At 66.7% G+C, this 15,837-nt stretch carries 18 protein-coding genes and 1 tRNA gene; 8 read left to right on the top strand and 11 right to left on the bottom strand.

The window, feature by feature from the left end:
• Both G7A99_RS10935 and G7A99_RS10930 read left to right on the top strand, forming a co-directional pair.
• Positions 1-76 (top strand) — tRNA-Lys (locus G7A99_RS10935).
• A 256-nt stretch (positions 77-332) separates the two neighbouring features.
• Positions 333-596, top strand: a complete 264-nt coding sequence (locus G7A99_RS10930) for a hypothetical protein (RefSeq protein ID WP_163140168.1) — start codon at positions 333-335, stop codon at positions 594-596.
• Positions 597-843: 247 nt separating this feature from the next.
• Here G7A99_RS10930 and G7A99_RS10925 read toward each other — a convergent pair whose 3' ends face one another.
• The 4 genes from G7A99_RS10925 to G7A99_RS10910 all read right to left on the bottom strand — a co-directional run bounded on the left by G7A99_RS10925 (position 844) and on the right by G7A99_RS10910 (position 2,389).
• Positions 844-1,113: a hypothetical protein gene (locus tag G7A99_RS10925; RefSeq protein WP_163140166.1), complete on the bottom strand. Its 270-nt coding sequence runs from the start codon at positions 1,111-1,113 to the stop codon at positions 844-846.
• 30 nt (positions 1,114-1,143) lie between these two features.
• Positions 1,144-1,509, bottom strand: a complete 366-nt coding sequence (locus G7A99_RS10920) for a hypothetical protein (protein WP_163140164.1) — start codon at positions 1,507-1,509, stop codon at positions 1,144-1,146.
• 122 nt (positions 1,510-1,631) lie between these two features.
• Positions 1,632-2,153, bottom strand: coding sequence for a hypothetical protein (locus tag G7A99_RS10915; RefSeq protein ID WP_163140162.1), 522 nt, complete (start codon positions 2,151-2,153; stop codon positions 1,632-1,634).
• On the bottom strand, positions 2,150-2,389 hold the full coding sequence (locus tag G7A99_RS10910; protein ID WP_256379715.1) for a RepB family protein: 240 nt from the start codon (positions 2,387-2,389) through the stop codon (positions 2,150-2,152). The genes G7A99_RS10915 and G7A99_RS10910 overlap by 4 nt, the downstream gene beginning before the upstream one ends.
• 60 nt (positions 2,390-2,449) lie before the next feature.
• On the opposite strand from G7A99_RS10910, the gene G7A99_RS25940 reads away from it, so the two are divergent.
• From G7A99_RS25940 to G7A99_RS10885, 6 genes are all read left to right on the top strand, one after another.
• On the top strand, positions 2,450-2,785 hold the full coding sequence (locus G7A99_RS25940; RefSeq protein WP_371807616.1) for an HGGxSTG domain-containing protein: 336 nt from the start codon (positions 2,450-2,452) through the stop codon (positions 2,783-2,785).
• A 130-nt stretch (positions 2,786-2,915) separates the two neighbouring features.
• Positions 2,916-3,347: a hypothetical protein gene (locus G7A99_RS10905; protein ID WP_163140158.1), complete on the top strand. Its 432-nt coding sequence runs from the start codon at positions 2,916-2,918 to the stop codon at positions 3,345-3,347.
• 21 nt (positions 3,348-3,368) lie between these two features.
• Positions 3,369-4,118, top strand: a complete 750-nt coding sequence (locus G7A99_RS10900) for a hypothetical protein (protein ID WP_163140156.1) — start codon at positions 3,369-3,371, stop codon at positions 4,116-4,118.
• Between the two features lie 80 nt (positions 4,119-4,198).
• The gene (locus tag G7A99_RS10895) at positions 4,199-5,947 is read left to right on the top strand and encodes a hypothetical protein (protein ID WP_163140154.1); all 1,749 of its coding nucleotides are present in this window, start codon (positions 4,199-4,201) and stop codon (positions 5,945-5,947) included.
• Positions 5,947-8,814 carry a hypothetical protein gene (locus G7A99_RS10890; protein ID WP_163140152.1) on the top strand — a complete coding sequence of 956 codons (2,868 nt, stop codon included), beginning with the start codon at positions 5,947-5,949 and terminating at the stop codon, positions 8,812-8,814. Before G7A99_RS10895 ends, G7A99_RS10890 begins: the two co-directional genes overlap by 1 nt.
• Before the next feature lie 81 nt (positions 8,815-8,895).
• Positions 8,896-9,294, top strand: coding sequence for a hypothetical protein (locus G7A99_RS10885; RefSeq protein WP_163140150.1), 399 nt, complete (start codon positions 8,896-8,898; stop codon positions 9,292-9,294).
• A gap of 2 nt (positions 9,295-9,296) precedes the next feature.
• On the opposite strand, the gene G7A99_RS10880 is transcribed toward G7A99_RS10885, so the two are convergent.
• From G7A99_RS10880 to G7A99_RS10850, 7 genes are all read right to left on the bottom strand, one after another.
• Entirely contained in the window at positions 9,297-9,869 is a 573-nt protein-coding gene (locus tag G7A99_RS10880) for a terminase small subunit (RefSeq protein WP_163140148.1), read from the bottom strand.
• A 64-nt stretch (positions 9,870-9,933) separates the two neighbouring features.
• On the bottom strand, positions 9,934-10,377 hold the full coding sequence (locus tag G7A99_RS10875; RefSeq protein WP_163140146.1) for a hypothetical protein: 444 nt from the start codon (positions 10,375-10,377) through the stop codon (positions 9,934-9,936).
• A 252-nt stretch (positions 10,378-10,629) separates the two neighbouring features.
• On the bottom strand, positions 10,630-10,860 hold the full coding sequence (locus tag G7A99_RS10870) for a hypothetical protein (RefSeq protein WP_163140143.1): 231 nt from the start codon (positions 10,858-10,860) through the stop codon (positions 10,630-10,632).
• Entirely contained in the window at positions 10,857-12,113 is a 1,257-nt protein-coding gene (locus G7A99_RS10865; RefSeq protein ID WP_163140141.1) for a DnaB-like helicase C-terminal domain-containing protein, read from the bottom strand. The genes G7A99_RS10870 and G7A99_RS10865 overlap by 4 nt, the downstream gene beginning before the upstream one ends.
• The gene (locus G7A99_RS10860; protein WP_163140139.1) at positions 12,110-12,856 is read right to left on the bottom strand and encodes a hypothetical protein; all 747 of its coding nucleotides are present in this window, start codon (positions 12,854-12,856) and stop codon (positions 12,110-12,112) included. The genes G7A99_RS10865 and G7A99_RS10860 overlap by 4 nt, the downstream gene beginning before the upstream one ends.
• Before the next feature lie 660 nt (positions 12,857-13,516).
• Complete coding sequence (locus G7A99_RS10855) at positions 13,517-14,224, bottom strand: hypothetical protein (protein WP_163140137.1); 708 nt, start codon at positions 14,222-14,224, stop codon at positions 13,517-13,519.
• Entirely contained in the window at positions 14,221-15,537 is a 1,317-nt protein-coding gene (locus G7A99_RS10850) for an integrase family protein (RefSeq protein ID WP_163140135.1), read from the bottom strand. Before G7A99_RS10850 ends, G7A99_RS10855 begins: the two co-directional genes overlap by 4 nt.
• Between the last annotated feature and the right edge of the window lie 300 nt (positions 15,538-15,837).

Raw genomic sequence — 15,837 nt, 5'->3', positions numbered from 1 at the left:
GGGCCCTTAGCTCAGCTGGTAGAGCATCGGACTTTTAATCCGCTGGTCGCTGGTTCGAATCCAGCAGGGCCCACCAGAACAAAATCAGCATCTTACCTAATACCTCCGGTGTCACCGACCACCGGTATCAACTGCATTGGGCAGCACATGGGCAGCACAGCAGGCGAAAAAAGCTCGCCGGTGACCGACCGGCGCGGCCATTGCTCCAGGTAGATAAGTCCCGATACGCTTCCCCCTCCACCGTCGCCCTGGAAGGCGCCGATGCACCGGACAGGAAGTCAGGCGGTCGCAGCGGTAGTTCTTCCGAATAGAATTAGCCTGAGGTTTAGAGGATGACCGAGCACGACGGACGCGGCCATGACGTGCGCGACCTCACCCAAGCCGAGATTGAGGACTTGCGGCACGATAAGAAGGAAATGACGAAGGTGTTCCGTCGGATGGCGGCAGAACGGCAGGGCGAACACGCGGTCCGCGACCTCACGCAGTCGGAGATCGAAGCGCTACGCCAGGATAAGCGTGATGCCATTCGCCGACTCAACGAACTCAGCGCGAAGGAACGCGCTCGGCTACCGCGTGGCCGGCGCCGGATAGACTAGCTCCGAACCTGGACGCTGCCGACCGATCCGCCGCCGAGGCGGTAGTAAAGCCGGCCAAGGCCCCACGCGATGAGCAGCGCAACGGCAGCCGCAATCGCCTTGATTCCAAGCAGAAACCAAGACCCGACAGGGACGACTGTTGGTGCAGCCAGCCATGACAGGGCGGGCAGCATGAATAGGATCTGCCATCCCGCGAACACAATTCCTACAATCTGAAGGAGGCGAACCAATACTCGCGCCGCTCGCTTCATGTATCCCCCTTCTCCCTGTTTCCCGCCGCAAGAACAGCTGCACCGGCCGCAAGTGTGAGACCGCTGATATACACGGCGAGCGTTCGATAGGCGACCATGGCAGTGATTTGCCTGCGGAAGGCAGGAGGCTCCAGCAGGAAGGCGTGACCGGCGTTGATCAACCGGTCTCCCATGTCATAGTAGAAGGGCGGCCATAGAACCAATGACACGGCGGCCAGCGCATAGATCAACAAGATGAGCCGCTGCGCGTAGGTCAGGTTCGGCATGTTGACCTCCGTGTCTGCCCTGGTGGCGCTCTACAGATCGTGCCCGAACTCGTGGCGGCGCTCGGATTCGCTACCACCCTCGCCGCGCAGGATGCGCCGGTCAGCCGCGCTGAGCTCCATCCCGCCGCCGGTCGGCCGGCTGCCCTCTTCGTCGCCGCCTGACAGAACAAAACCGGTGAACGTCGCGAGGGCGATCATCACCGGCGTGGCGAGAATCCAGAGGATGACCAGCACCCCGACCCCGACAAAGCCACCATCGGCAGCCGCGCACCCGAAGTGATGCACAGCCCCGCGCAGCGTCCAGGCAGTGCCGTTCAGCACGACCGCCACCCCCAATGCCAGCAGGCCAAGGCCCACCGGGATAGCAGCAATCATCCACCAGGCCCAGGGTTCCATCCGCGCCCCCTCATCCATGCGTGCCCGCTGGACAGCATAGACGTTCGCACCAGGGGATGCCCGGGCCTGAATGAGAAAGCCCCGCACGGCGGCGGGGCGTGATGGACCGGGTGGCGGGCGGATCAGGCGGCGTCGCGCTCAGCGGCGAACACCTCGGCCGCCTCCATGGCCTCGGGGAACGGGCGCGTCCGGTACGCCTCGGCGACGCCGGGGGCCATGCGCTCCACGTCACTCCAGCACCGGGCCTCGGGTATGGCATCGACGATCAGGTTACCGGCGGTGGTCCGCGCATCCGGCCTGTACTCGCGCGCCAGCGTGATAGTCTCCCCGAAGGTCATCCCTTCCAGCGCACGATACACCTCCGGCGCGATCCGGCCCACTTCCGTCCAAGATGGCGCCCCCACCATCCGGGCAAGCTTCGCACGGACGGCGATCTCGCGGGCGTCCTCGGCGTTCTCGCTCGGATCGCCCGGGCCGAGGAAGGTCACCACCGCTTCCGGACAGGCCCGCATCCCGGCGGTCTCCAGGTCATCCACGTCGAGAAGGTACCGGAGCTCGGCCTCGGCCTCGCGGTACTCGCCCTCGGTCATACAGTTGGTGATGTTGGCGACGTTCTGCATGTTGCCCCCTGTGCGTCTGCTCAATCGTCTTCGTAGTACTGGCGTCGGCCCTGCGCGTCCAGGGCGTCCACCGTGCTTTGCTCCGCCTCGGCGATGATTCGCTCGAGGGTCACCCGCTGGGTCTCGCCCCGATGCCGCGACAGCCGCGAAAGCGCGGCCTTTGCGGGGGCATCGACCACGATATTGATACGGGCGGCGGTGCCTTCCTTCAGTTGCCGTTGTCGGTAGGCGCGTTGGCGCTCGGCGTCACTCATTGCCATTACTTGCCTCGTTACGCAGTAACAACACTAGATTCGTTACGCAGTCACGTCAAGAGTACAATGTTGTCCAGAGCTCGAACATGGGAGAGTGGTATGAGCGACGACGAGCGCAGGCGGTTGTGGGTCCAGTGGCACAAGGCCCGGGCGCGGTGGATTCGTCAGTGCCGGGAGAATGGAGCGGTGCCTGGACCGTTGCCGGAGATGCCGCCCGAGATTCGGGGGCTGCGGTGCGGGGTCACTACGAAGGCGGGAACGCCGTGCCGTCGGCGTGACCTCGGTGCGGGTGGGCGCTGCCGTCTCCACGGCGGACGCAGCACCGGGCCGCGATCCGCGGAGGGGCGGCGGCGAGTAACGGCGAACCTGCCAAAGCGAGCGGAAGTCCACCAAACCCCATGAAAACGAGCGTTCACCGGTCGTCCGGTGGTATCCTGTAGCCATCATGGATTTGTTCGCCCTGACGATGGGCGAGACACCCCGAAAGCCCGCACGGTGCGCCCTGCGGGCTTTTTTCGTTTGGAGATCGTGAATGTCCGGTACGCCTGAGTCATCGCATCGGTTCGCCATTGCGGCGCTCGAGAAACAGTCCCGTGACGCGCTATGGGATCGCATTGCCCCTTTCATCGAGCAGTCTGAGTACGTCGAAAGCGCGGAGCGGGTGCGGGAACTGCTGGACCGCGGTGCCCTGATGGTGTGGGCCGTTCTGCGCGATGACGGATCAGTGGTCGGGAGTTTCATTACCCGCATCGACAAGCTGGCGCACGGCCACGCGTTGCATGTTCTTGCTGTTGGCGGGCGAGATGTCGCTGCCTGGGCGGACGACGCCCTGGCGGCCGCGGAACAGGAAGCAAACGACCATCTGTGCGTTGAGGTCAGGGTATCGACCGCCCCGGAGGCGACGGCCTACTTATCAGGTCATGGGTTCGAACCCCGGCAGGTCATTCATGTGAAAGAGCTCTGACAAAACGGCGAGGGCGAAACCATGAAGGTTTACACGAAGCTGGTCTACGACATGACCACCGGCGAGCTGCTGGAGGAGGAATCCTTCGACTACGACGGCCCGGTGGCCGAGGCCAAGGGCGGCGACCCCGAGGTCAAGGAGACCGAGTACGAGAAGGAGCTGGCCCGCATTGGCGAGGAGCGCTGGAACCGTTACCAGGACGTGTTTGCGCCGGTTGAGGAACTCTACGCGCAGCAGGTCCGCACCACCGATTCCGACCGCGAACAGGCCCAAGGCGTGGCCGGCTCCGCCGTACAGCAGCAGTTCCAGGGCGCGCTCGAGAAGATGGCCGGCGGCTACGGGGATCGGGGCATCAATACATCCGCCGGCGGCGCCGGGACCAGCGCGATGGACTCCCTCGCGGATGACCGCGCCGCATCGCAGGCACTCGCCACCGTCGACGCGGACCAGGGCATGACGGACGTTCACTACCAGGGTCTGGAAGACGTGATCCAGATGGGGCGCGGCAAAGCGACGAGTGGCTTTCGCGGGATCTCGGATATCGCCACCAGCGCCAACCAGCGCGCCATCAACGACGCCCAGCGCTCGTTCCAGCAGCGAGCGGGCAATCTCCAGGCCGCGGGGGCAATCGGCGGTATGGGTACGGCCTCGGCGATGAAGGCATGGGGTGGTGGCGAAAGCGCTCCGGCCTGGGGGGATAACAGCGTCATCAATGACCCCGCCGCCACGGCCTACCACCAGAACGGCGGTTACCGCGGCAGCGGATTCTAAACCGACCACGAGCAACGAACGATCCCGGCCGGCTGCCGTTCTCGGCGCCGGCCGTTTTCGTGTGAGGACCAGGAGGCGACATGGCGAGTGCAATGCAATCCGCGGCCGGCGCGTTCCAGCAGGGCTACCGCTTCTACCAGGACATGCAGGACCGCGAGCAGCAGCGCGAGGCCCGCGCGGACGATCGGCAGTGGCAGAAGGAACTCCGGAGCATGAAGCGCCAGAAGTTCCAGCGTGCCACCCGAGAGGCGGAACGCAAGCGCGACCAGGCCCGTGCCGAGAAAGCCTTCAACGGCATCGGTTACGCCCTTGCCCAGGGGCAGGCCCCCAGTGCGGACCTGATCAAGGAGGCCAACGACGCAAGCGGCGGCGAGGTCATGAAGGCGTTCCGCAACGTCTGGTCGCCGAAGAAGCGCCAGGCAGTCGAAACGCTCAAGCAGGGCGTGCGCGGCCAGATCAACGACCAGAAGCAGCTCGTCAGCGCGGCCAATCTCGTGCTCCAGCCCGAGCTATCCGACGGGATCGGCGAGACGTTCAAGGGCAAGGACGGCAAGGATTGGACAGTGCGGCGCAAGTTCGTGCGCGGCATCGTGCCCAACCCGAACGGCGACGGCGTGATGGTGGACCTGGCCGTGGAGGCGGCGGACGACGAGGGGAATACGCACGTCTACGGGGCGCCGGCAACCGAGGGCCGAAGCACCAGCGAGGATGACAGCCTCGTGCAGGACATCCCCATGGACAAGGTCGTGGGGAAGGTGTCGAGCCTCGACAAGCTCTCGCGCATGGTCGAGTCCAACCCGGAGTTCCGCTCCCAGCTCGAGCAGCTTGCCGTCTCGAACGGCGTGGACCCGGCGGTGTTCACCGGCTCCGGCGGCGAATACAGCTACCAGGAGTTCAAGAACGGCGACCAGATCGAGACCTGGATGATCGGTCCCGGTGGCGAGCCGGTCAGGCGTCTGGCCTCGTCCCCGCGTTGGAAACCGGACAAGCCGTCGCAGAAGGAGCAGGAAGTTCAGGACCTGGTTCGCCGTGGTGTCCCGAAAGAATGGGCGACCGATGTCGCCAACGGGAATGTGTCCACCGACGTGGACGACTTCGGCAACGTTATCGCCACGAATCGCGCCACGGGTGAGGTGCGTAACCTGGGGCGCCCCGGCCGGCCTGCTGGCGAGGGCGCGATGGAGGACAGTGCCGCCGGCACCGGAGACGCGGATAACGCCCAGCAGGGCGGCGTGTTCGACGACCTGGCGGAAGGCACCGGCCCCATCTCCAACATCCGCTCGGCCGTCGGCAGCGTCATCGGCCCGTTTCGGGACGGCGCGATGTTCCCGGGCACCGAGCGGGCGCGTAGCGCTATCCGCAACTTCAACCAGACGGCAAAGCAGGCCCTGGTGAACAGCGGCCGCTTCCCGGTCTACGAGCAGAAAATCGTGGCCGAACTCCTTCCTGACCCCGATCAGTTCTGGAACGACCCGGACGCCGCGAGAGAGCGCTTGAACCAGCTCCGCGACTTCCTCCAACGCAAGCGCGACATGAACGCGCAGACGATCCAGGGCGGGAACGTCACGAACGAAAAGCGCGGCGAGCTCGCGAACCAGAACGCGGTCATCGACCAGGTGGTCGGCCTGATGGGCAGCCCCGACGGCACGGATACACAGCCGGATAACGGCCAGTCAGGTGCCGGGGGCACACCGGGTGGCGAGTCGTCCCGCGCGCCGATCTCCTCGATGAACCTCCAGCAGCTCCAGCAGCTCGACCCCGGGCAACTTTCCGATCAGGAGCTCATCCAGGCGAACCAGCGATTCAACGAGCTGCGGGGTGGCGAGTAATGGCGAGCGCGAATCCCTTCGAGGCCGAGATGCAGCGGCGTGGTGTGGGCACGGACAGCACCGACGCCGAGATCCAACGCGAAGTCGATGCCGCCCGCCGAACGTTGGACCAGGTGGACGGGCGGCACTCCGAATCGGTTAAGGCCACTGAGTCGAACACAGCGAACGCACAGGGAGAGAAAAACGCGAACGGGACCAATCCATTCGCGGCCGAGTTACAGCGCCGAGAGCGAACGACAGAACGCGACAGCCGCCAATCCGGCGACGGCGCCAGCCTCATGGAGCAAGCCGGCCGGGATTTCGTCTCCGGCGCGAAGTCGTTTGCCGGCGGCGTGATCGATGTCGTTGGTATGCCCGCCGATCTGGCGAACAGCGCCCTGGAGGCGGTGGGGGCACCGTCCATCCCGGGCGGCGCGAACGATCTCCGCGCGCTCGCTTCCGATTACGGAATTGCCTACCAGCGCGGCAACGAGCCGGAAACCGTCGGGAACCGCGCCTCGCGAATTCTGGGCGGCAGCGCGATCCCCTATGCGGGCGTCGCCAGCCGGGGGGCTCAGCTTGCCCGGGGCGCAATCGCCGGCACGGGGTTGCTGGACGACGCCGCCCGCACTCTCGCCACGCGGCCAGGGGCTACCGCCGCCGCGGAACTCACCTCGGTTGCCGGTGCCACGGCGGGCGGCGAAGTCGGTGAAGCCGTTGCACCGAACTCCGAGGTGGCCGAGGCGCTGGGCGAACTCGTCGGGGGGTTCGCTCCGGCAGCGGTGAGCAACGGCCCCGCCATGCAGCTCGCTCGCGGTGCTGGGCGTGCCGCCAAGGCGGGGGCGGTGCCGTTCACGAAGGCCGGCGGCCGGGTGCGTGCCGCTCGCCGGTTGCAGCGTGCCGCCGCTGACCCCGAGGCCGCTTCTACGCGGGTGGCAGGAGAGGACACGCTATCCGAGGCGCCGTTGTCGCCCGCGCGGCGCAGCGGTGACAAGCGCCTCATGGGCATCGAGCGGACCGCGGCGGACGAGAACCCGGAGCTCGACGCGAAGCTCTCCGACGACCTCACGACCGCCAACCGCGTGACCCGTGAGGCGGCGACGGACCTGGACGGCGACCCGGCCCGCGCGCGTGACATCCTCGAGCAGCAGCGCGCCGCCCTGCTCGATGAGCTGGACCAGCGCGCCGCGGAAGCCGCTCAGAAGGCAGACGATGCTATCCAGCGCCTCGACCCCGGCGCCACGCAACGCGATATCAGCGAGGTGGCACGCACGCGCGTCGAGACCGCCCTGGACGACGCCCGGCGCACCGAGGCCGAGCTCTGGGGGCAGGTGAACCGCGACGCGCCGGCGACGCTCTCCGCCACCCGGCGGACGCTGCGCGGGGAGCTGGGGCAGCGGTCCCGCTTCGATGATCCCGAGGACGTGCCCTCCTGGCTGACCCGGGCGGCAGAGGAAACCGACTCCCAGATCCTCGGCCCGGACGGGCAGCCAACTGGCGGCGAAAACGTGACCTTCGGCGATGTCCACGCCCTGCGCCAGCGCGTCGGCTCAGCCCTCGCCGAGGAGCGCGCGAAGCCGGCTCCGAACCGAAACAAAATCCGCATCCTGGCGAATGTTTCGGATTCGTTGCTTAACGACATGGCGGCAGCCGAAGGGCAGGGGGATGCCCTCGATACAGCGCTGTCTTACTCCCGTGAGCTCAATCGGAAATTCCGCCGCGGTGCCGTCGGCCGGCTGCTGGGCTTCGAGCGCCGCGGCGGCCCGGCCGTGGACCCGGCGGACACCCTGCGCAAGATCGTCAGCGGTCAGGCGTCCGGCACCCAAGTGCGGGAGTTTCTGGACGCCGTTCCGGACGCCGGCGAGGACGTGGCGAGCTACCTCAAGGCGGCGTTCCTCGCCCAGGCCAGCGACGGCGGAACGGTTAACCCGCGCGCGGCCCGGGCGTTCCGGCGCAAGCACGCGGAGGTGCTGGACCAGCTTCCCGAACTGAAATCCGAGCTCAGTAATGCCGACCACATGGCGCGGGCCGCGAAGCGCCTACAGTCCCGTGCCACCAACGCCAAGCGGCTGGCGTTCAATCGCGCCAAGTCACGCGCTGCCCTCTACCTGGACGGACCGCCCGGAGACGAATGGGACCGCGTGCTTCGCTCTAAGGAGCCGAAGAAGGCCGCCACCGCGCTCGTGCGAAAGGTCCGCGGCGATCGCAAGGCAAAACAGGGGTTGAAGTCGTCGTTCATCGACCACCTGATCCGCCGATCCGAGCTCGGCGATACGGCGCAGGATGGCGAGCGCTTCGTCAGCGGCAAGCGATTGAAGCGGCTGATGCTCGGGCACGGCGATACGATGGACGCCCTCGGGTTCACGGGCGCCGAGAAACGACGGCTCAACAAGGTGGCGAACACCTTCGAGCGGATCGAGGCCAAGCCATCGTCAGGCGAGCCGGTGATCGATGACACGCCTTCGGAATGGCTGTCACTCCTCGCCCGGTATCTCGGTGCCCGAAGCGGCCAGCACATGGCTGACGGCATGGGCAGCTCGCTGGTAATGGCTCAGCACTTCTCACAGCGCGCCCAGCGCATCCTCGGCAAGCTCACCCGGGACAAGGCCGCGGAGCTGGTCACCGCATCGGTAGACGATCCCGAGCTGTTCCGCGCGCTTCTGGCGAGCCCGACGAGCATGAAAACGAAGGAAGCGAAGAACGCGGCCAAGCGGATCAACGCCTGGCTCGCGTCCCCGGCGTCCCAGATGGCAGCGGCGGGCGACGGGGCAGACGACGGCGACACTGAGGGACGCACATGGAAGGAACTCCAGGCCGAGGCCAAGCGCCGCGGGCTGCCGGCGAAGGGAAGCAAGCGGGAATTGAAGGAGCACCTGAACGCGGAGTAGCGAACTACCGAGTGCCATTGCGTAGCATCACCGGGGTGCTACGTTTCCCATCGTAAATTCAGTTCACAGGGAGGTGACACGATGGGCATGTTTGCTTGGCCCGTTTTTCTATTCGCATCGCACTTCGGCGTGATGCAGGTCCTTCGCCTCACCACCTATCACCGCACGTTCTGGCGTGCGCTGCCACTTCTTGTCGGATACTCAGCGCTGGTCGGGTGGGCCCTGTATGCGCTCGAGTTACACCAGTTTTTCCTATGGCAATTCGTGGGTGCGGCGGTGTGGCTTTTCATCGCCGGGCGACAACAGGCGAAGTCCGCGAAAACGCTGTTGCAGCACTCGGGGGATGATGCGGAACAGGTGCGCGCCCTCGCCGCTTCGACCTCCCGAACGTTGGCGTACTACGCGGCGAGCTCGATCATCTACCTCATCGGCTTTTCCATCACGTACCTGTGGCTCTACAACGCTCAGTTTCCGCGGTAGCTCTACTGGTCACCGCTGTCGCCAACACGGGCCTCCTCACGCGCCTTTATCCGCCCCTGCGCGGTGCTCTGCGGGCACTGCGAGATGGCGTTCAATAGCTCCACCACCGTATCGCCCTGCTGACGGTTGTCCTTCTCGTAGCCACCGAGGTGCTTCATGAGCTTGTCCAGGGCGGCCACCTTGTCCGAGAAGCGATACTTCAGCACCTGCCCCACGCCGACCTCGTCGTTACCGATCCTCGCTACGTCCAGGGAGTGGAGCGCCGCTGCGGTGTCATCGTCGAGCTCGTGGATCGGCTTCGGCGTGCCGTCGCCGTTGAACAGCTTGCGCGGGTCCATCAGGCCAACTCTGGCAAGCTCCCGCACTACCGTGTCCGCGTTCACCTCAAGTCGCCGTTCGCGCTCCGCCTTGAGTTCTGCAATGTGCTCCGCGACCGCGGGCTTGCCGAGGAGTTCGTGCCCCGTCTGGCTCGCCGTCTTCGCGCTGTAGCCCGCGCGGATAGCTGCCTGTGTTGCGTTCAGGTCCGTGAGATATTCACGTGCGAACGCTTCCTGCTTGTCGGTGATTTTGGTCATCCGGGTTTGCCTCTCTACCTGAGAAAACCTAAGATCTGCCCCGCCGGAGCGGGGCTTCAGTTGGTTAGTTCAGGCCATTGGCCGCAAGGATGCGGTTCGCGCCTCGAATGCGGTTACCCGGCTGCAACGCGCGGTGACGCTGGGAGTGAACGGCCTTATCCAGCTCTGGTAGCTCCGATTCCAGGTCCCGCAGCAACCGCCGCTGATTCAGCAGGTCCAAGAGGTCGTCGAGCTCGGCCTCGCCCTCGAGCAGTTCCTGCCTGGTGTCCGGGAGGCGCTGGTGGAGTTCTTGGGCCCACTCCTGGACCTGCCTGCCGATCTCGCCCCGGCGCCGCTGCATGGCGTTCGCGAGCGCTTCGATTTCTCTCGCCTCGGCCTCGGCCGCCTCGATGGTCTCGATGGCGGTCACCACGGCTCGCTGCTGATTTGGATTCAACGCCGCGAAGGTTTCTCGCTGCTCCGCCGTAAAATGCGCCGGCGGCGCCAGCTTTTCCGTCTCATCGCTCATCGTCGGTTTCCTCGTTTTCGTAGAACGCCGCGACTTCCCCACGGCAGTGGCTGCACCGAGGCGTGTCGCCCGGTGCGGTTCGATGCTCACCGCGTCCGGCGCGGAAGCACATGGGGCCGGACACCCACCCGACCCCGGGTAGTGGGATTCGCCAAATGGCGTGCGCGAAGTCACCACCGCCCTCGATTGGCACGCCCCAGCCGGCGAAGCGGCGGAACGGCCGTGGAAGCTCGGCCACGTCGTTCTTGTCGCTCACAGGTCCGCCTCCAGGGCCAGGGCGATGGCGCGAAGCGCGCGGGCGTCTTGATGGCGCCCACCCATTGCCCCAAGGGGCTGCTTGTCCAGTGCCCGGCGCAGCCGCTCCGGGGTGACGCTGGTCCCGTCCACTGCGCGGTCGAGGTAGACAGCGCAGGTGCGGCCGTGTACCTCGATGCGTCCGGCCAGGTCGGCGGCGGTGTTCCGCGTCTGCATTTCGGCGTTCATGCGTACCTCATATCCGGGTCCAACCAGGTCATGCGTTCGTCGATGAAGCGCATCGGCACCGACACACCGGCCGGCCCGTGGCGGTTCTTGCCGATCAGGATCTCGGCCGCGCGGGGATCGGCGTCGCTGTTGTAGGAAGCGTCGCGGTAGAGGAACAGAACCTCGTCGGCCTCCTGTTCCACCTCGCCGGAATCCCTAAGATCGGAGAGCATCGGGCGCTTATTCGGGCGCTGCTCGAGGCTGCGGTTGAGCTGCGCCAGCACGACCACCGGGATGTTGAGTCGCTTCGCCAGCGACTTGAACTTGAAGACCATCTCGCCGACCTCGCGCGTGCGACTGTCCTTCGGGGAATCCGGGCGCAGGCGGGTCAAATAGTCGATCCACAGACAATCGAGGCCCTTGGCGGCCCAGACGTGCGCCTGCTGAACGATGTCCGCAGGACGGCAGGCGTCCGGGTCCATCACACGGATCGGCAGATCACGCAGCTCACTCATGGCCGCCGTTGCCGCGCTGAAGTCCGCGTCGTCCAAGGCGCCGTTTCGCAGCTTGGTGGCCGGGACGCCGGAATGTGCGGAAAGCAGTCGATCACCAAGCTGTAGGGCCGCCATTTCGGCCGACACGATGCCCACACGCTTGCCCTGGTGGGCGGCGTTCTTCGCCGCGCTCAGCAGGAAGGCGGTCTTGCCCATGCCGGGCCGGGCGGCAACGATCACCAAGTCCGACGGGTGCAGGCCGCCGAGGTGACGATCCAGAACACCGAAACCGGTAGGGACCCCGATCACGCCACCCTGCCGCGACGACTCCCACCGCCGGTCTAGGTCAGTGGCGAGCTCGCCCATGAGGCCGGCCATATCGTGCTCGCGTACCGCCTCCGAACGCCCCATCGAGAGCAGCCCGGACAGCGCCTCGCTCACCACTTCGTCGGGATCACCGCTAGTATCCAACCCGTCCAGGAACGCGCGCAGGTGGCGGCGCTTGGCGTCCTTCGCCACGCTCCGGGCATAGCCGCGGATATTCACCACAGAGAACGAAGCCGAGGCCACGCGCCCGACGATCTGACGGTACGGCTCGCCGAGTTCGGCGATCAGCGTGATCGCATCTACGGGATCGCCCCGGGACGCCATGCCGGTGACGGCCTGCCAGATCGCCGCGGCGGTCGTGTCGCTGAACTGTGCAGGTGCAAGGCCCGTCTCCAGGGCAAGGGACGGTTCGAACAACGCCGCGCCCAATACTGCCTCCTCTACTGGCGTCATTGGTCTACCTCCGAGAGGTTTCGGTACTGAGGCTGGCGCGGGGCGTCACCGCCGTACGACTGGCCCCGCCCGGGTCCCGCGCGCTCCTCGGCGGTGCGGCACCAGTTCCGCCAGGTGGCCCGCCAGTCCTTCTTGGCTGCGCCGGCGCCGCTCTTGGCGTGCCAGTAATCAGCGAACTTGGCCGCCTCGCGGTCCACGTCGATGCCGGGCGTGTTCTCTACGGCCCAGCGCCGCCACTCGTCCGGCAATGTCCAGTCATCCGGGAGGCGGGAACCGCGGTTGCGCTGCTTCCCCCCGGCAGGGGGGACCACAGGGGGGTTACTCTCCTCTTCTCTACTCTCCTCTGGCGCGTCACTGCGCGTCACAGGTGCGTCACCGTGCGTTACATCGTCGCCGGCTCGGCGTTTCCGCTCTCGGTGCCGGCGCATCCGCTCGGCGCTGTCGTCTTCACGCTTCGGCTGCCGCTTCTTCCAAGAGGTCACCCGCCCGGAGTCATCGAGCAGCCCGTAACTGCGCATCGTGGCGAGGATTTCTGCCACGCGGTCGGTCTCCATATCCAGCGCGACGGCGGTCACATCGTCGCGCCAGCCCTCGAGGGTGCCGCGGTCGCTGGCGTCGCTCGCGTTCTCTAGGATGGTTGCCCACACCGCCACCACCTCGCACACGCGGGTGCCCGACTTGGCGGCGATGAGGCGGAACTTTGGGTCGGTGACCGTGCCGTGGTGCCATCGTAGCCATCGCATCGATCACACCCGTGTCACTCGGGCGTCACGGCGCGTCACCCCGTCCGCGGCGAGCGCCGCACGCCAGGCGGCAATCACCGCACAGCCGCTCGCCGAGCCGCGCCGGGCGGCGTACGCCGCGACTAGCGCATCACGCCAGGCGGGCGTCCACCGTGGCCGGGTGGCATCGCGGAGCTGGATGGCGGTATCATTACCCGGGACGCACGCACATGTATGTCCACTGGCGCCCGGTCGGCCCCCACCGTCCGGGCGTCGTCCTGTCAGATTCGGCATTACCCCCCCTCCCCGTCGCTGGTATCACCGCTCGCAGCCTGAGCGAGCAGGCGATCCACCGTATCCGGCGGCCAAAGCAGACGGCCGGATGGCAGCTTCTGGGGGCGTACCCCGTAGTAGCTCCCCTTCTGGCACAGCCGGACCCTCATGGCGCGCGGGCTCAGGTCAAGGCGGCGCGCGACAGTCGCCGTGGATAGGCCGCGCCGCTCGGTAGTCGCATAAGTAGCCATATATGCACCTCCGCTAATGGACGTGCACATGATCTACGGGCGCGGGTGATGACGCCGTGTAGATCGGCCAGATATTCGGGGTGCTGATCTACATGGTCCGCATTAGCAGGCACTTACGTGCGCGGCACCTGACTCCCTGAATACGTCGTTCGTGAAGTTACTTGGCGAGTCGGCGGGGTCTTATCTTGCGCCGCACGTTGCTCACGTCGTCCGGGGTGACTTCTCGGCTGAGGACCGCGGTCACGGTCGCGGCAATCGCGGGCTTGGTCATGGCCCGTTCGAACAGGGTGCGCACGGTGTTGTCGATCTCGGCCACGATCCGGTCTCGTTCGTAGGTGCCGGGGCTGGAGTCGATCAGGTGTCCGCGGTAGCGGCGGCGGGCCGCCTGCGCGTCGGCCTCCAGTGCGAGAGCGGGCAGCGCACTGGTCAGGACGCCGCCGCGGAGGTTCACCCGATCTCCGCCGGGCATCACCTCGTCCAGGGGAAGGGCCTCGGTGTTCCAGGCGACGCTTTCGAGGTGGCCGAGCGCGCGCTCCAGGCGGCGGGCCAGCTTCGCCACGTCCTCGAACGCGCCGGAGACGGTCTCGTTGTCCACGCGGACGAATGCGCGGAACTCCGGCCGCTGGCAGAAGGGCAAAAGGAAAGAGACCGCGAACCGAAGCGGCCATTTGCCGGGGCGAGCAGCCTGTCCGAATGGGCGATTCAGGGCGGGTTCCAGGCGGTCGTCCGACAGCGCGCCTTGCAGCCGTTGCGCGCCGAGACGGTCGCCTTCAGTCTCCATGTCCGTGATGAACCCGGCGACGAAATCCCGCTCTGGTAGCGCCCGGAACTCGGGGCGCCACCGGCTGGTATCCAGGACGCTCACTTGACCACCCGCAGCTGGCCGGCCTCGTTCTCCGTCGGCTGCTGGATGCCAGCCTGCTCAAGAATCCAGCCCTCGATTCGGGTGTGCCATTTCCGAAGCAGGTCTAGCGGCCGGCGGCGGTAATGCTTCTCGGCCAACGCTGACGGCTTGTGGCCTTGAATCTGCGCCACCACGCCCACCGGGGCCTCCACCCACTCCGATAGCGTTCCGAAGCTCCGGCGCAGCCCGTGGAGAGTCACCGGCGGCAGCCCCGCCGCCTTCACGGCGCGCGTGTGCGCGTGGTTGGCGTCGGCGATGTACCCCGCCTTCGCGGTGGGGCTGGCGAACACGTAGCGGTTCACGCGGGGCAGCCCGGCGAGCAGGTCAGCGAGGTACGGCGGGAGGGGAATCACGCGCTCCCCCTCCACCTTGTCGCGGATCGCGATGCTCCGCCACTGGAAGTCCACGTCCGCCCAACGCACTCGCGAGAGCTCGTTTCGGCGTGCGCCGGTGAGTAGCAGCGCCTGGAGATAGGCAGACTGGATCGGGTTCGGGAGCGCCCGCACCGCCTCGAACCACGCGGGAAGCTGCTCACGCTGGAGCGCATCGGACTTCGCCTGTGGCTTGGGCACGGCGCGGCGGACGTTGCCCGTGAACAGCCGGTGAGGTTCAACGAGGCCGCGGTAGCTGGGATGCTCCGCGGTCCAATGCAGACAGGAACGCAGCAGCCTGTACGCCAGGGCCGCCGCCGTGGGGCGCCGGCGGGCCTCGCGCTCGAGCCATCCTTGCAGGCGCTCGGCGGTGAGATCCGAAACCGGCACGTCGCGCAGCGGATACAGCGGCCCGGCCACGGTGCGCTTTCTCGACCGGGCGCGTTTCTGCCCGGGCGCCTGCATCACCTTCGCGTGGTCGCCGAGGTGCCGTTCGCTCCAACCCCGGCGGCGATCCGCGATGTAGTCGGCCCACACATCGGCGACCGTAACGGCCTCCAGGGCCTTGGCCCGGCGTTCCTGCTCGGCGGCTTCTTCCCGGGCGCGGCGCTCGTCGCCAGGGTGAACGCCCTGGTCCACCAGCACGCGCAGACGGCGCGCTTCGGCGCGCGCCTCGTCGATCCCCCATGCGGCCGGAGATCCGATGGTTTGCTTGACCGTGCGCCCGTGGAGACGCGCCTGGAAGATGTAGGTCTTGCCGCCGCCGGGACGGGCGCGCAGCCCAAGCCCGGTTACGGTGGAGTCCCACAGCTTCGCCTCGCTCTGCCTATCGGGGCAGGTGAAGCGATCAACTCGCCCCTTCGTGAAGTTGACGACGCTGGCGGTAGACTTGCGAGCAGCCATCGCGGCGCCTCCCTATCAGGTGCCGGTTGGTTAGGGCCCGGTCAGGTGTTGGTGGCACCGGCCGGGCCCGTCTCGTTGTGCCCTGGGCAGCAGCTGGGCAGCACATGGGCAGCAGATTCGAGTAACCTACGCTAATCGGCGCTAACGCTCAAACGCACCCAAGCACCTGACCGGATGGAAAAATTAAGACTTTCGCTAGCCCCGGCTAACCCGGGATCTCGGTGACTTTTAATCCGCTGGTCGCTGGTTCGAATCCAGCAGGGCCCACCAGCATCTTCGGATTGCCCCAAAAGCCCGCGC

It is taken from the genome of Arhodomonas sp. KWT, assembly GCF_010993615.1.
The sequence above is the reverse complement of the archived record's forward strand: the minus strand, read 5'-3'. Positions and strand labels throughout refer to the sequence as shown.

Coding starts and splice junctions, on each gene's coding strand:
- G7A99_RS10930 (WP_163140168.1), top strand. CDS start 333: ATGACCGAGCACGACGGACGCGGCCATGACGTGCGCGACCTCACCCAA.
- G7A99_RS10925 (WP_163140166.1), bottom strand. CDS start 1,113: ATGCCGAACCTGACCTACGCGCAGCGGCTCATCTTGTTGATCTATGCG.
- G7A99_RS10920 (WP_163140164.1), bottom strand. CDS start 1,509: ATGGAACCCTGGGCCTGGTGGATGATTGCTGCTATCCCGGTGGGCCTT.
- G7A99_RS10910 (WP_256379715.1), bottom strand. CDS start 2,389: ATGGCAATGAGTGACGCCGAGCGCCAACGCGCCTACCGACAACGGCAA.
- G7A99_RS25940 (WP_371807616.1), top strand. CDS start 2,450: ATGTTGTCCAGAGCTCGAACATGGGAGAGTGGTATGAGCGACGACGAG.
- G7A99_RS10905 (WP_163140158.1), top strand. CDS start 2,916: ATGTCCGGTACGCCTGAGTCATCGCATCGGTTCGCCATTGCGGCGCTC.
- G7A99_RS10900 (WP_163140156.1), top strand. CDS start 3,369: ATGAAGGTTTACACGAAGCTGGTCTACGACATGACCACCGGCGAGCTG.
- G7A99_RS10895 (WP_163140154.1), top strand. CDS start 4,199: ATGGCGAGTGCAATGCAATCCGCGGCCGGCGCGTTCCAGCAGGGCTAC.
- G7A99_RS10890 (WP_163140152.1), top strand. CDS start 5,947: ATGGCGAGCGCGAATCCCTTCGAGGCCGAGATGCAGCGGCGTGGTGTG.
- G7A99_RS10885 (WP_163140150.1), top strand. CDS start 8,896: ATGGGCATGTTTGCTTGGCCCGTTTTTCTATTCGCATCGCACTTCGGC.
- G7A99_RS10880 (WP_163140148.1), bottom strand. CDS start 9,869: ATGACCAAAATCACCGACAAGCAGGAAGCGTTCGCACGTGAATATCTC.
- G7A99_RS10875 (WP_163140146.1), bottom strand. CDS start 10,377: ATGAGCGATGAGACGGAAAAGCTGGCGCCGCCGGCGCATTTTACGGCG.
- G7A99_RS10870 (WP_163140143.1), bottom strand. CDS start 10,860: ATGAACGCCGAAATGCAGACGCGGAACACCGCCGCCGACCTGGCCGGA.
- G7A99_RS10865 (WP_163140141.1), bottom strand. CDS start 12,113: ATGACGCCAGTAGAGGAGGCAGTATTGGGCGCGGCGTTGTTCGAACCG.
- G7A99_RS10860 (WP_163140139.1), bottom strand. CDS start 12,856: ATGCGATGGCTACGATGGCACCACGGCACGGTCACCGACCCAAAGTTC.
- G7A99_RS10850 (WP_163140135.1), bottom strand. CDS start 15,537: ATGGCTGCTCGCAAGTCTACCGCCAGCGTCGTCAACTTCACGAAGGGG.